A 14,196-nucleotide genomic window follows, 5' to 3' on the forward strand; every position below is an offset into this window, starting at 1 on the left:
GAATGACTATCAGTCATAAACGATTGTAAAAATACGCCTTATCGGCGCAATGCGTGCTGGAGGAACAAGAGCAGTTCTTCTTTCTGCACCTTCTCCTGTGCGGGGTCGTAAGAATCATACAGATAGACCTGCTCAGCTGCGGATTCAATAAGCCCCACCGAAAGCCGGGCAAGCCGGAAAGGATCTGCCTGCCGGGCGTAGCCGTTTTCCTGCCAAACGCGGATCAATCCGGCCACTTCCCGGTAGAGCGGCATGTAAATCTCTTCCCATTCCTTGACCTGTTCCGTCGAGGACAGGCCGGCATAGACGAGAATCGCCACATCCCGGTATTCCCCGGTCACTTTAAACACGGCATCAACCAGCCGGCCGATCTGGGCTTCCCATGCTTCATCGGGCCTGGCCGTGTCTCTGATCTCCTGCTCCAGCTGTCCGGCCATCCTCGCGGCAATCGCCGGCATGACGGAAAGCTTGGACGGGAAATACAGATAAAATGTCCCCTGCGCAATTTCAGCCTTTCGGACGATGTCGGAGACCTTCGTCTTCTCGATTCCCTTCTCCCGGAACACCTCGACGGCTGCCCGGATGATCCGCTCCCGTTTGTCCATGCCGATCCCCCCTTTTTCTGGTGACTGACTATCATTCATTTTAACTCGTATTTTATTCAAAGTCAAAGCCGGTTCCGGGAAGCAACCAGTGGAGCTGCGGGTGTTCGTTGGCGTTGCGGCTAACAGCCAAGGCTCCCTCCTCCTTCATGAGCCGCCAGATTGCAGCAGCTTCGGCGGTCATATTTTAGTATTGTGGTCCATGTTTCAAATCTGCTTTCTATGTTGTAATTTCACGCTCCATATTGTAAATCCGCCTGCCATATTGTAAATTCACACTCTATATTTCAAATCTGCTTTCCATATTGTAATTTCACGCTCTATATTTCAATTCTACCTGCCATATTGTAATTTCACGCTCCATATTTCAATTCTGCCTTCCATATTGTAATTTCACGTTCTATATTTCAAATCCGCCTGCCATATTGTAAATTCACGTTCTATATTTCAAATCTGCTTTCCATATTGTAATTTCACGCTCTATATTTCAATTCTACCTGCCATATTGTAATTTCACGCTCCATGTTTCAAATCTGCCTTCCATATTGTAATTTCACGTTCTATATTTCAAATCCGCCTGCCATATTGTAAATTCACGTTCTATATTTCAAATCTGCTTTCCATATTGTAATTTCACGCTCTATATTTCAATTCTACCTGCCATATTGTAATTTCACGCTCCATGTTTCAAATCTGCCTTCCATATTGTAATTTCACGTTCTATATTTCAAATCCGCCTGCCATATTGTAAATTCACGTTCTATATTTCAAATCTGCTTTCCATATTGTAATTTCACGCTCTATATTTCAATTCTACCTGCCATATTGTAATTTCACGCTCCATGTTTCAAATCTGCCTTCCATATTGTAATTTCACGTTCTATATTTCAAATCCGCCTGCCATATTGTAAATTCACGTTCTATATTTCAAATCTGCTTTCCATATTGTAATTTCACGCTCTATATTTCAATTCTACCTGCCATATTGTAATTTCACGCTCCATGTTTCAAATCTGCCTTCCATATTGTAATTTCACGTTCTATATTTCAAATCCGCCTGCCATATTGTAAATTCACGTTCTATATTTCAAATCTGCTTTCCATATTGTAATTTCACGCTCTATATTTCAATTCTACCTGCCATATTGTAATTTCACGCTCCATGTTTCAAATCCGCCTGCCATATTGTAAATTCACATTCTATATTTCAAATCCGCCTGCCATATTGTAAATTCACATTCTATATTTCAAATCTGCTTTCCATATTGTAATTTCACGCCCCTTATTTCAAATCTACCTTCCATATTGTAGTTTCACGCTCTATATTTCAATTCTCCCTTCCATATTGTAATTTCACGCTCCATATTTCAATTCTCCCTTCCATATTGTAACTTCACGCTCCATATTTCAATTCTGCTTTCCATATTAATAATCCGCACGTTCCCTCACCAATAGAAAAAGCGGGCGGGCCCCGGTCAGGGGGTCCGCCCGCACTCTTATAGATCAGACTGTTTCAGGTACAGCATCTCTCGTTTCTTCGAGCTCCGCTTCCGGCTGAACGAGCGCGTGCTTTTCCCATGCGCGGCTTTTCCACCGGATGGCCATGGCGATCCCGCGGGTCCATTCATCGGCGGCAATCGCCAGCCAGATTCCGACGATCCCGAGATCCATGACGAACACGAGGAAATATCCGAGCGGCAGGCTCATGAGCACCATTGAAATGGCGGCCATGAGGACCGGGAACTTGGCATCCCCCGAAGCCCTGAGCGAGTTGATGATGACGATGTTGAATGTCCTCCCCGTCTCGAGCAGCACCGACAGCAAGAGTACGGACGCACCGAGCCGGATGATTTCTTCATTGTCGGTGAAAAGGCCCATGAGCGGATAGCGGAATGCGGTTACGACGGCCACCATGGCGAATGTGAACACAAATGCCCACTTCAGACTCTTCCACAATGTCCGGTAGGCGACTTCCTTTTCGCCGCTTCCGACGAGCCGGCCCGTGATGATCGACGTCCCAAGCCCGATGGCGAGTGCAAATAAGTAACTGAACATCGAAATATTGACCGCGTATTGGCGGGCGGCCATCGCCTCCGTCCCAAGGTAGGTCACATAGTAGAGGAACACGAGCTGGCATCCCTGGTACAAGATCTGCTCAAACGCCGACGGCAGCCCGATATGGAGGATCTGGCGAACATATTCCTTCGTCCAGTTAAAGTAATAGCGGAACTCAATCCGGTAATCGAGAATCTGATACAGGAGCCACACGAAGACGGACAAAGCGATCAGCCGGCTTCCGACCGAGGAGATTGCCGCCCCCTTCACGCCGAGTTCCGGCAAACCGAATTTCCCGAAGATGAGTGCGTAGTTCCCGGCGATATGCAGGATGTTCATTCCAAGCGAAACGAACATCGTCTGTTTCGTGAATCCGTGGACCCGGATGATCGCCGAAAGCGAATTGATGACCGCCTGGAGGAAAATCCCCCCGCCGACGATCACGAGGTAGGCTTCCGCATGTGCAAGCACGGCCCCGTCCAGGTTCATGGCTTGCATGATGCGGCTCGTGAACATGATGAAGACCGCGCTCAGCGCCAGGCCGACAAGCAGGTTAAGCGAAACGGCTAGCGCCGAAATCCGGGAAACTTCGATGAACCGCTTTGATCCCAAGTACTGCGAAACGACGATCGCCGCACCGTTCCCGACGACTTCGAGGACGAGAATGGCGATCTGGATATATTGGTTGGCTGCGCCGACACCGGAAACGGCATCGTCTGACAGCGAACTCAGCATGAATGTATCGACAAGGCCCATGAACGTAAACAAAAACAACTCAAGAAAGATCGGCCAGGTCAGCTGAAAGAGATTCAGCTTTTTCTGCGGCCCGGCTGCTGAATTCGCCGCCATTTATGCATTCCTCTTTTACTGGTAAATTTCACAAACAGGGAGTATCATAGCACACTCTTTTATGATTGTGAAATAGTATTTCTTAAAAATAATTAACGGAATTTAAGCACAAGCCGCGCACTTCGATTGCCTGCTTTTTTCTGGATTTTCGCTCCTCTTTTTCCGATAAATCTTCACCGGAAGACTTTCAACGCCGAATCATTTCAAGAGTTTCGGGTATTGAATTCATAACCGAACGCAGGAAACGAGTGATCACGATGGATCCGAAACGAATGTTCATCCGGCTGGCAGCCGCCGGGGCAGCCGTCTTTGCCGGCAATATACTATCCACACTGCTGATCCGGTCAACGGGAACGGGAATCATCAAAAAGGTGGAAGGCCAAAAAGGGATCGCCCTGACATTCGACGATGGGCCTCACCCGGTCTATACCGGTCAGCTGCTCGACCTTTTGAAAAAGCATCAAGTAAAGGCGACCTTTTTTGTCGTGGGTGAAAAGGTGGATGCCCACCCCCGGCTTGTCAGGAGAATGAAAGACGAAGGGCATGAAATCGGCATCCACCATTATGAGCACCGGTCAAACTGGCGGCTGTCCCCCCGTGTGCTGCGCCGGCAGATCGGGATGACCGACCGGGCGATCCGGCGGGCGGCCGGTGGAGCGCCGGTTCTTTACCGTCCGCCGTGGGGCCGGCTGAGCCCCTTCACATTGAGCGTGGCCAGGAACTATGACACCGTGCTCTGGTCTCATATTTTTCAGGACTGGAAGATCTCCTCCTGCCGCAATCTGGCCGATAGACTGACAAAAGTGCCCGAGGACGGCTCGGTCATTCTTCTTCATGATGATGGCACCAACCCGGGGGCGGACGATGCGGCACCGGCTTTCATGATCCGCGGGCTGGCGGAATACCTGGAAGATGCAGTGCGGCGCGACGTGCAGTTCATCCCGGTGAAAGGGCGTCACCGCCATGGGCATTGATGCAGTGATGGGCTACATCCAGCAGTACGGCTACGTCATCATCTTCCTCCTCGCTGTTTTCGGGATCGTCGGCATCCCGGCACCGGAGGAATCGATGGTATTCTTCACCGGCATGCTGATCGCCGGGAACCAGCTCGGGGCAGCCGGATCGATCTTATGCACCGTCCTCGGGGCATTCACCGGGATGATGATCGCCTACTCCGGCGGGAGATGGGTCGGTTCCGACGTCCTCCAAAAGCTCGGTCGGCGGATCGGCCTGACAAAAGAACGTTTTGAAAAAATGGAAGGAAAGTTCCGGAAAAGGCGGATGGCCATGATCGTATTCGGATTTTATCTGCCCGGACTGCGGCAGGTCAGCCCCTACATTGCCGGGATCGCCAAAACTCCCCTTCCCTTGTTCGCGGGGCTCTCTTTGACCGGCGCCCTCCTTTGGACAGGACCGTTCCTCCTTGCCGGCTATATACTTGGCAATCTATTTGACATCGACCCGCTCTACGCGGGCTATGCAGGAATCTTGTTTCTCTTGATCTACATCTTTTATCTGGCCGGAAAAAGTCTCAGGAAGAGAATCAGACAAAGCCGGAACACGCCCGATTGAGGCGTGTTTATTTTTCTGCAAAAGTGTGTTTTGGAAAATAAGGGGTATAACGAACAAACAGGATTTTCACAGAGGAGTTGGACCCGATGAGAAAAATTCTTTTCTTTTCCCATCTGCGGACCCAGTCGGGCCATCATCAGGCAGCCGAAGCTCTCATGGATCTGGTGGAAAGGCGGATGGGGAGAGTCGAAACGAAGAAGACCGATCTGCTGACCGAAACCAGCCCGGTCATCGAACGGTTCATCTCGGTCAGCTATATGAAGTGGATCCGCTCCTTTCCCGGGATCTATGACCGGGCATNGAGCCCCTTCACATTGAGCGTGGCCAGGAACTATGACACCGTGCTCTGGTCTCATATTTTTCAGGACTGGAAGATCTCCTCCTGCCGCAATCTGGCCGATAGACTGACAAAAGTGCCCGAGGACGGCTCGGTCATTCTTCTTCATGATGATGGCACCAACCCGGGGGCGGACGATGCGGCACCGGCTTTCATGATCCGCGGGCTGGCGGAATACCTGGAAGATGCAGTGCGGCGCGACGTGCAGTTCATCCCGGTGAAAGGGCGTCACCGCCATGGGCATTGATGCAGTGATGGGCTACATCCAGCAGTACGGCTACGTCATCATCTTCCTCCTCGCTGTTTTCGGGATCGTCGGCATCCCGGCACCGGAGGAATCGATGGTATTCTTCACCGGCATGCTGATCGCCGGGAACCAGCTCGGGGCAGCCGGATCGATCTTATGCACCGTCCTCGGGGCATTCACCGGGATGATGATCGCCTACTCCGGCGGGAGATGGGTCGGTTCCGACGTCCTCCAAAAGCTCGGTCGGCGGATCGGCCTGACAAAAGAACGTTTTGAAAAAATGGAAGGAAAGTTCCGGAAAAGGCGGATGGCCATGATCGTATTCGGATTTTATCTGCCCGGACTGCGGCAGGTCAGCCCCTACATTGCCGGGATCGCCAAAACTCCCCTTCCCTTGTTCGCGGGGCTCTCTTTGACCGGCGCCCTCCTTTGGACAGGACCGTTCCTCCTTGCCGGCTATATACTTGGCAATCTATTTGACATCGACCCGCTCTACGCGGGCTATGCAGGAATCTTGTTTCTCTTGATCTACATCTTTTATCTGGCCGGAAAAAGTCTCAGGAAGAGAATCAGACAAAGCCGGAACACGCCCGATTGAGGCGTGTTTATTTTTCTGCAAAAGTGTGTTTTGGAAAATAAGGGGTATAACGAACAAACAGGATTTTCACAGAGGAGTTGGACCCGATGAGAAAAATTCTTTTCTTTTCCCATCTGCGGACCCAGTCGGGCCATCATCAGGCAGCCGAAGCTCTCATGGATCTGGTGGAAAGGCGGATGGGGAGAGTCGAAACGAAGAAGACCGATCTGCTGACCGAAACCAGCCCGGTCATCGAACGGTTCATCTCGGTCAGCTATATGAAGTGGATCCGCTCCTTTCCCGGGATCTATGACCGGGCATACAACAGCTGGTTCTGTCATGGACCGGATTCGGATGAAAACCGGTTCAAATGGTATCAGCCGTTCCTGATCAATAAAATGCGGGACATTCTGGAGCGCGAACAGCCGGATCTCATCTTCTGCGCACACTCCCTCCCGTCACTGATCCTGAGCAAGATGAAGCTGAAGGGACAGTGCCGGGTTCCCGTCATCAATATCTATACCGACCTGTTCGTCAACTGTGTGTGGGGGCGGAAAGGGATTGATGTCCATTTGCTGCCGACCGCAGAATCAAAAAACCAACTGATTAAGGATGGACTGGATCCGGGAAGATTGAGGGTCACCGGCATTCCGGTGCACAGCGCTTTCATCAAAATGCCGGAACAAACGGAAAGTCATTTGCATCACCCTCTCCGTGCGGTGATCGCCGGAGGCAACACCGGGCTCGGGAACATCGACCGGCTCCGGGAAGAACTTGAACGTACTCCGAATATCCACTTCACCGTATTATGCGGGAATAACCGCCGGCTTCTCGGCCGGGTGAAGTCGTGGGAATTGCCGAATGTCACGGCGATGCCGTTCATCGCTTCGCGGGAGGAGATGAACGAGCTCTATGAACAGGCGGACCTCCTCATCACAAAACCCGGCGGGATCACGATCAGCGAAGGACTCCGCAAAAAGCTTCCGATGTTCATCCACTCCAGCCTGCCGGGACAAGAACGGTATAACCTCGATTATTTAACAGCAAAAGGGCTTGCCTTTCCGCTCGATATCAACGGGCCGATTGAACAGCAGCTCATGGCCGTCCTGGAAAATCCGTTCCGCATGCACCGCTGGAAAAGATCGGTCGACCGTTATCATGGACAGCTGGACATCCGCTCTGAAAGCGAACTGGCCGTTTACCTGGAGGAACTCCTGTCCGCCGCAGAAAAGGACCGCGGCCTGGCGATCCACGTCTCTTCCTTCAGCACTGCCGGCAAATGACGACAGCACCTGTGCCAGAAGTCGGCTTCCGCGGATAAAGATAACGCTCGGTCCGATAAAAGCAACGCTTCGCCGGATAAAGATAACGCTGTTGCGGATAAAAGCAACGCTTCGCTCCACACGAAGTTTCGCTCAAATCAAAAAGAGACGAGAATGAAGCCGGGTTGCCGGGCGCACTCTCGTCTCTTCTTTTATATGTTTCAGCCCTACCATAACGGTTCTTCCGTGTCGGTCAGCCTGACTGTCTTTGGAAAGAAATAGACGTACACGGCCACGACGACAGCCAAATACAGGATGAGCGACCACCAGCCCCATCCCAGCCCGTTGGCGACAAAGCTGATGAGCATGCCGAGCGGGATGATGAGCAGCAGCAGACTGCCTTTCTTCCTGGATTCCTTCGTCTGAAATTGCTCCGCTCCGCAGTGCGGGCAGGTCATCGACTGCTTCAGAGTGAGCGATGCCTTCCACAATTCTCCTCGCGTCCATGGATGATGGCAATTTGTGCAGATCGGCATATCGATCTCCCCTTTCGTCATGGATGCCTGACCGACCGGATGATGAAGAAAATCATCGGGGCGAATGTGAGAATGAGGAAAACGGGAAGGAAACCGAGGCCGAGCGAATCCGCCTTTCCGAGAGCGACCTGTACCGTCTTCCAGTTCAGATAAGTGAAAAGGACCAAAATCATGTTTTTCATGACATTCAGCAGCAATCTTGAATTTTTGTATTGAAACTCAATGTTCTCGTCGTTCAGGCTGACCATATAGTTATGCCATTCCGGATGCTTCTCGAAAAAGGCCATGAATGCCGCAGTGGCAAACCCGATGGCGGGCAGCAGGATCAGTTCCCACTTCGATCCCCATCTGTCCACTTCGCCGGATGCCCCGTAATGCCCAGGCACCTGATCCGGAAGATCTCCCCATACCCAAACGAGATAAACGAGTCCCGCGACAAAAATCAGTCCCGCCGCCAGGTCCAATAGTTTTTCAATTGTTGTTTTCGGGATGTCCAGTTTTGGACGGTCATATGTCTTCATGATGAACACCTCAACCTTATATACGGAAAAGCGGCCGATCGGTTTCACAAAAAAACCACCCAACAGGCGGTTTTTTAGATGTATCGTCAGTTCCAGACATACGGTGTTTCCTGGTAGACATAGTAGTTCAGCCAGTTCGAAAACAGCAGAAAGGTGTGCGCCCGCCATGTATTAAGCGGCAGGTTGGCCGGATCGTCTTCCGGGAAATAGTGTTTCGGAATGGCGGTGCCGAGACCCTTTGCCCGGTCCCGCTCATACTCCTCGGCGAGCGTGTCGGCATCGTATTCCAGATGGCCGGTGATCATGATGCGCTTCTCATCCTTCGACAGGACGATGAAGGCGCCGGCTTCGTCCGACTCGGACAGCAGTTCCAGCTCCGGATGGCGGCGGATCTCCTCTGCGCTCACTTCCGTATAGCGGGAATGCGGCGCAACGAACTGGTCGCTGAACCCGCGGGCCAGCTTGACCGTCGGATCTGAGACCGTATGCCGGAATACACCGAAGCACTTTTCCGAAAGCGGCTGTTTCCCGATTCCGTAGAAGTGATAAAGTGCCGCCTGCGCTCCCCAGCAGATCGCCATCGTGGACGTGACATTCTGGTCTGACCAGTCGAGGATACTGGTGAGCTCTTCCCAGTAGTTCACTTCCCGGAACTCCAGATGCTCGATCGGTGCCCCGGTGATGATCATCCCGTCGAAGCGCCGGTTGCGGATCTCTTCGAATGTGACGTAAAACTCGTCCAGATGGGACTTGCTCGTGTTTTTGGACTCGTGCGAGGCCATCGTCATGAACGTGACATCCACCTGAAGCGGCGTATTGCCGAGGAGCCGGAGCAGCTGCAGTTCGGTGCGCTCCTTTTCCGGCATGAGGTTTAAAATGAGAATATTGAGCGGCCGGATGTCCTGTGCGACTGCCCGGTCGGTATCCATGATGAAAATCTTTTCCTCCTGCAGCTTCTGTGCGGCAGGCAAATGGCCTGGAATATTAATCGGCACGGTGATGCATCCCCCTTTTTCGCTCTCTTCCCTGCGAACGGCCGGAGTCCCGGCTGCCCAACGAATTCGCAATACTCAAATGATAGACGATTCCGCTCAGAAAGAACAGGGGGACGAATCATCCAATCGGAACGGGGTTATTCCACCGGGATCCGTTTCCGGGGATCATTCCGGTGCTGCTTGTAATAGTCCACGGCCCTCGGAATATAGTCCGCAAAATCAGGGCACCAGATTCCAGCCGGCTCCAGGTCACGCAGCGCATGCGTGCAGTCAAAGTCTGACTCAAGATGAAAATAGTCCAGCGTTTCCCTTTCGACCTGCACCCATTTCCTGAAAGCCGGAACGCTCAGCATCAGATAGATGGAAGACTTCGGCACGGTGAACCGGGGCTTTTTTCCCGAAAGTGATTCCGAAATCAGGCGGAAGGCGTCCCTTGCCAAGTAAGGCGATGGATCTGCCAGATGATACACCTGATCGGCCCCTGACGGGTGTCTCGCCAGCCAGCAGGTCGCATCCACGATGTAATCCACCGGCACAAGATTGATCGTCGCCTTCCCCCTGCCGATATACGGGATCGGAAAGCGGGAGAACTTATCAAGAAACCGCATGATGAAATAAGGACCGTCGAATTTCTCCGTCTCTCCGGTGTTTGAATCGCCGAGGACGATCCCCGGCCGGATGATGGTCGTCGGGACGCGGTCTCGTGCATATTGGACGAGCACTTCCGCATCATATTTCGTCCGCTCATAATGGTTCTTAAACCCCTGACCGCAAGCCAGCTCCGTTTCAAGGACCTTCCCTTTTCTGTCTCCGGACACATAAGCAGTGCTGAAATAGACGTATCGCCGGATCTGCCGGCATTGTAAAACCCAGGCATTGACATTGCGCGTGCCCGTGACATTCACCGACTGGGCAAGCGCTTCAGGGACGGCGAGGTCATAGACGGCAGCCAAGTGGAACACGCGGGTAACCGTTTCATGCAGTTCGTCTGAAAGGGCGGATGCCAGGCCAAGCCCAGGTTTAGTGATATCTCCTTCGATGAGCCGGAGCCGTCCCGTTTTTCTTCCCTCCGACAGCTGCTCTGCCCGAAGGCGTGCAGATTCCATGGCCGACGGATGGACGAGCAGCTCAAAGTCGGATCCCGGCTCTTCCGCGATCAGCCGGTCAATGATCCGGGTTGCCAAAAACCCGGGGAATCCCGTAAAGAAATAAGTTCTCTTCGCCAAGCATATGGTCTCCCTTCCTTGTGTGTTGAACTCGATACGTACTGCAGCGTCTGTCTGACGCCGCTTTTCTACGCCCGGCATTCTTTATCCTTCTTTAGCAGAAAGAAAGCCAAAACAATGGAAGTTCCATGCCGATTCGACAACAGTTTCAATCCATGGCCGAGGGGGAATTGAAAGACTATCAATGGTTCAGGAGGGATCGGCATATGCCTGGAAGAAACGATAACGGACCGGAAAAGTATTTCGGAGACCGCGAAGGAACGGAAAAAGCAAATTACCATATCGTTCCTGATGACGGGGACTGGTCGCTGAAGCGTGAAGGTGAGGATGAACCCGTCATGTCCGGCGGCGACAAGCAGAAATTGGTCGATGAAGGAAAGAAACGTGCAGGCGAGCACGGCGCCATGGTCATCGTCCATGATGACGACGGGAAGATCGAAGAACAGATCGAATGCTGATGAAGGAGCGGCTGCGGCTGCTCTTTTTTCTTTGCCCGCTTTCCCGCTGGCACGGCCGAAATTAGCGCCGGACCCGGCCCGTAAGCCGAAACAGATCCGTCGGCTTCATTTGCCGCCTGTTTCAGTGGATATTGTTGTGCGGACTCGGGCAACCGCCGCTTTCTGTCTCAAGCTGGATGGTGCTGTGCCCGATGCCGAACGTTTCGTTCAAAAGTTGGTTGGAAAGACGGAGCACCCGGTCAGGATCGGCATCATCCGAAACGGTCAGATGGCAGCTGAGGAGCGGCTCTTCCGGCGTGATCGACCAGACATGCAAATCATGCACATCAACGACTCCCGGAATTGCCGCCAGTTCCGCAGCCACCCTTTCCGGGTCGATGCTCGGCGGGACGCCTTCCATGAGAACGTTCGCCGCATCCCGGGTGACCCGCCAGCCGCTCACCAATACGAGCAGGGACACGATGATGCTCGCGACCGGGTCTGCAAGCTGCCAGCCGAACAACATGATCAACAGGGCTGCGATGATGGCCCCGGCAGAACCGAGCATGTCCCCGATCACGTGGATGAATGCACTCCGGATGTTCAGGTTCTCTTCCTTGTCCCCCCGCATGAGGATCCATCCGGCCGCAATATTCACCAGCAGTCCGATCACGGCAATCACAAGCATGCCGGAGCTCTGGACTTCGGGCGGAGCGGTGAAACGCCGGACCGCCTCGAACATGATGATTCCTGAAATGACGAGAAGGGTGACTCCGTTCAATGCAGCGGCAATAATTTCGAACCTCCGGTATCCATAAGTCTTGCTGCCGGTTGCCTGCCGGGTCCCCAAGATCACCGCGAACAGGCTGAGCCCGAGCGCGGCGGAATCACTCAGCATATGGCCTGCATCCGACAGCAGGGCCAGGCTGTTTGTAAGGAATCCTCCGATAAACTCAACCACCATGAAACCGGTGATCAGGATGAACGCCCATAAAAGCGCTTTTTGGTTCGAAGTGCCGTGATGATGGGAATGACCTTCCCCGTGTTGATGACCCAAAAATAAGTCCTCCCACTTTAGAAGTATTTGTGCAAAGCCTTGTTTTGCGCTCCCGTCCGGCCGGCAAACATTCACTCCTTTCGGACAGATCCTGATTTCAAAGGTGCTTCCCGGGTAGTTGGGATAAAACAAGAGCTTATTGGGTAAGAAAAGAGTGTACAGTCACAGAAGACCATCTATTGATGAATATACCCACTTCAGGAGGGACAACAACATGATCAAATTAGAGACGGATCTGCAAGGAAAACGGGCGGTCTACGGAGAAGTCGAGCCGCTGCTCAGCGAGAACGGCTTCACGCTTGGCGACAACTGGGATTTTCATAATGGACTGTTTGACAGCATTCTTCATCGTTCCGGCGGCGAGACGATTTATCTGCGGCTTCCGTTTGACGTGCTCTCGGGACAGCTCGACCACCCGGATGCCCTCATCGCCTTCGGCCAGCCGTTTGTCATCAAGCACGTCGTGAACATCGGTCTTGATTATGAAGAAAGCGCCGTACTTACGGCCACGGGCTTCGAGCAGTTCCAGGAGCCGCTTGATAAGGACGGACACATTAAGAAAAAGTCTGAGTGGGAAGAGCGCGGCGAAGAGAAAGTCGCGTCGATTTTCGGAGATTATCCGTTCCTCCGTCCATGACTGTGCCGCCCTGTTCCCGGGCGGCTTTTTTGCACCGGCTGATCATCATTAGCAGGTTTACTTCTTCTTTCATCAGGGGATTCTAATATTAACTTCGCGGAAAGGAGGATCCGGGAAATGAAAGCACTCGACGCGATCGCACTTACTTTGCTGATTGTCGGCGGACTGAACTGGTTGCTCGTTGGCCTGCTTGATTTTGACCTCGTGGCGACGTTGTTTGGCGGACAAGATGCACTTCTGTCGAAAATCGTCTATGTTCTCGTCGGCCTATCCGCACTCTATTGTCTGAAATTTTATGGTCTTCTCGGAACTGACCGTGATCGGCGGACCATTTAAAAGGAAAAGGGGCTGTCCAGAAAGTCGATAAAAACGACTTTCTGTGACAGCCCCTTTCTTGTTTTTTATCTCTCTCAAAAAAATAGAAAAAGACCGCTGCCTTTTGTAGAATGGAGTCACCACAACAACACACACAAAGGAGCGATCTTTTTATGTGCAATCCGAAGACTGCTACAACAGAGTATATCACAGAAATGGAGATCTTGGCAGAGGTGAACAAGCCTGAGGAAAAACGTCCAAAACGCCGGTTGGCGCCTGTCTTCAAGCCCTATGATAACCGCCAGTCCTTCGCCATCTTCGATGTCGAATCGCTGGTTCCCGATGACCATGTGGCACGTGTCATTGATGAAATGATCGAGACGATTCCGGATGATCAGCTCATTGCGCATTATTCCGGAGGCGGCCGCAGTTCTTACCACCCGAAGATGATGCTTAAGATCATTCTTTACGCCTACTCCCAAAAGGAATATTCCTGCCGGCGCATTGAAAAGCTGACAAGGGAAAGCATTCCTGCTATGTGGCTGGCCGCCGGCCAGCTTCCCGACTACCGGACCATCAATGAGTTCCGCGGGGTCCGAATGCCCAAGATGATCGATGATTTATTCGAAGCGATGGTGATGGAATTGCATCATCGCGGCTTCATTGACTTTGAAAATTACTTCCTCGATGGGACGAAAATCGAGGCGGATGCCAATAAATATTCCTTTGTATTCAAGAAAGCGGTGTTGGGATACGAGGAAAAGCTGAAAAAGAAAATCAGCGAGACCCTGCAGGAGATCCATGAGATTGCAGAGGCAGAGGGATTCGAAATGGGAAGTCTGCCTGAAGGTGATCCTTCGGTGGAGGAACTGATGGAGACCGTCTCCCGTTTGGAAGGACAGGAAGAGATCCTGACGGACAAAAGTGAGAAAGAGACAGATACAGCGGTCCGCAAGGGAATCCGTAGAAAA

Annotated in this window: 15 protein-coding genes; 8 read left to right on the top strand and 7 right to left on the bottom strand. The window is 52.3% G+C overall.

What is annotated here, in order from left to right; translation table 11 throughout:
- Nucleotides 1–38: 38 nt before the first annotated feature.
- Nucleotides 39–605: a TetR family transcriptional regulator gene (locus tag BN1189_RS14690; protein WP_040229052.1), complete on the bottom strand. Its 567-nt coding sequence runs from the start codon at nucleotides 603–605 to the stop codon at nucleotides 39–41.
- A 1,500-nt stretch (nucleotides 606–2,105) separates the two neighbouring features.
- A complete protein-coding gene (locus tag BN1189_RS14695; RefSeq protein ID WP_040229053.1) occupies nucleotides 2,106–3,506 on the bottom strand; it encodes an MATE family efflux transporter in 1,401 nt (466 codons plus the stop codon).
- Between the two features lie 257 nt (nucleotides 3,507–3,763).
- On the opposite strand from BN1189_RS14695, the gene BN1189_RS14700 reads away from it, so the two are divergent.
- The 4 genes from BN1189_RS14700 (at nucleotide 3,764) to BN1189_RS14720 (ending at nucleotide 7,522) form a co-directional block, all read left to right on the top strand.
- Nucleotides 3,764–4,480, top strand: a complete 717-nt coding sequence (locus BN1189_RS14700; protein WP_052455898.1) for a polysaccharide deacetylase family protein — start codon at nucleotides 3,764–3,766, stop codon at nucleotides 4,478–4,480.
- Nucleotides 4,470–5,078 (top strand): DedA family protein, encoded by a 609-nt coding sequence (locus BN1189_RS14705; RefSeq protein ID WP_040229054.1) that lies wholly within the window; start codon nucleotides 4,470–4,472, stop codon nucleotides 5,076–5,078. The genes BN1189_RS14700 and BN1189_RS14705 overlap by 11 nt, the downstream gene beginning before the upstream one ends.
- Before the next feature lie 573 nt (nucleotides 5,079–5,651).
- The gene (locus BN1189_RS14715) at nucleotides 5,652–6,260 is read left to right on the top strand and encodes a DedA family protein (protein ID WP_040229054.1); all 609 of its coding nucleotides are present in this window, start codon (nucleotides 5,652–5,654) and stop codon (nucleotides 6,258–6,260) included.
- A gap of 86 nt (nucleotides 6,261–6,346) precedes the next feature.
- Nucleotides 6,347–7,522, top strand: coding sequence for an MGDG synthase family glycosyltransferase (locus tag BN1189_RS14720; protein WP_040229055.1), 1,176 nt, complete (start codon nucleotides 6,347–6,349; stop codon nucleotides 7,520–7,522).
- Between the two features lie 206 nt (nucleotides 7,523–7,728).
- Here BN1189_RS14720 and BN1189_RS14725 read toward each other — a convergent pair whose 3' ends face one another.
- The 4 genes from BN1189_RS14725 to BN1189_RS14740 all read right to left on the bottom strand — a co-directional run bounded on the left by BN1189_RS14725 (nucleotide 7,729) and on the right by BN1189_RS14740 (nucleotide 10,779).
- A complete protein-coding gene (locus tag BN1189_RS14725; protein WP_179860966.1) occupies nucleotides 7,729–8,037 on the bottom strand; it encodes a TIGR04104 family putative zinc finger protein in 309 nt (102 codons plus the stop codon).
- A gap of 17 nt (nucleotides 8,038–8,054) precedes the next feature.
- Nucleotides 8,055–8,606 carry a DUF1648 domain-containing protein gene (locus BN1189_RS14730; protein WP_257125424.1) on the bottom strand — a complete coding sequence of 184 codons (552 nt, stop codon included), beginning with the start codon at nucleotides 8,604–8,606 and terminating at the stop codon, nucleotides 8,055–8,057.
- A 38-nt stretch (nucleotides 8,607–8,644) separates the two neighbouring features.
- Entirely contained in the window at nucleotides 8,645–9,553 is a 909-nt protein-coding gene (gene metA / locus BN1189_RS14735; protein ID WP_040229056.1) for a homoserine O-acetyltransferase MetA, read from the bottom strand.
- A gap of 137 nt (nucleotides 9,554–9,690) precedes the next feature.
- Entirely contained in the window at nucleotides 9,691–10,779 is a 1,089-nt protein-coding gene (locus BN1189_RS14740; RefSeq protein ID WP_040229057.1) for an SDR family oxidoreductase, read from the bottom strand.
- A gap of 206 nt (nucleotides 10,780–10,985) precedes the next feature.
- On the opposite strand from BN1189_RS14740, the gene BN1189_RS14745 reads away from it, so the two are divergent.
- Nucleotides 10,986–11,237: a DUF2188 domain-containing protein gene (locus BN1189_RS14745; protein WP_040229058.1), complete on the top strand. Its 252-nt coding sequence runs from the start codon at nucleotides 10,986–10,988 to the stop codon at nucleotides 11,235–11,237.
- 121 nt (nucleotides 11,238–11,358) lie between these two features.
- On the opposite strand, the gene BN1189_RS14750 is transcribed toward BN1189_RS14745, so the two are convergent.
- Entirely contained in the window at nucleotides 11,359–12,273 is a 915-nt protein-coding gene (locus BN1189_RS14750; protein WP_040229059.1) for a cation diffusion facilitator family transporter, read from the bottom strand.
- A 214-nt stretch (nucleotides 12,274–12,487) separates the two neighbouring features.
- Between BN1189_RS14750 and BN1189_RS14755 the strand changes: the two genes are divergently transcribed.
- The 3 genes from BN1189_RS14755 to BN1189_RS14765 all read left to right on the top strand — a co-directional run.
- Nucleotides 12,488–12,910 (top strand): YugN family protein, encoded by a 423-nt coding sequence (locus tag BN1189_RS14755; protein ID WP_040229060.1) that lies wholly within the window; start codon nucleotides 12,488–12,490, stop codon nucleotides 12,908–12,910.
- 117 nt (nucleotides 12,911–13,027) lie between these two features.
- On the top strand, nucleotides 13,028–13,246 hold the full coding sequence (locus tag BN1189_RS14760; RefSeq protein ID WP_040229061.1) for a DUF378 domain-containing protein: 219 nt from the start codon (nucleotides 13,028–13,030) through the stop codon (nucleotides 13,244–13,246).
- 152 nt (nucleotides 13,247–13,398) lie between these two features.
- Nucleotides 13,399–14,196, top strand: a 798-nt coding sequence (locus BN1189_RS14765) for a transposase (protein WP_179860903.1), incomplete at its 3' end; no start/stop codon positions are given.

The organism is Bhargavaea cecembensis (genome assembly GCF_000826125.2).
Taxonomy (GTDB): domain Bacteria; phylum Bacillota; class Bacilli; order Bacillales_A; family Planococcaceae; genus Bhargavaea; species Bhargavaea cecembensis_B.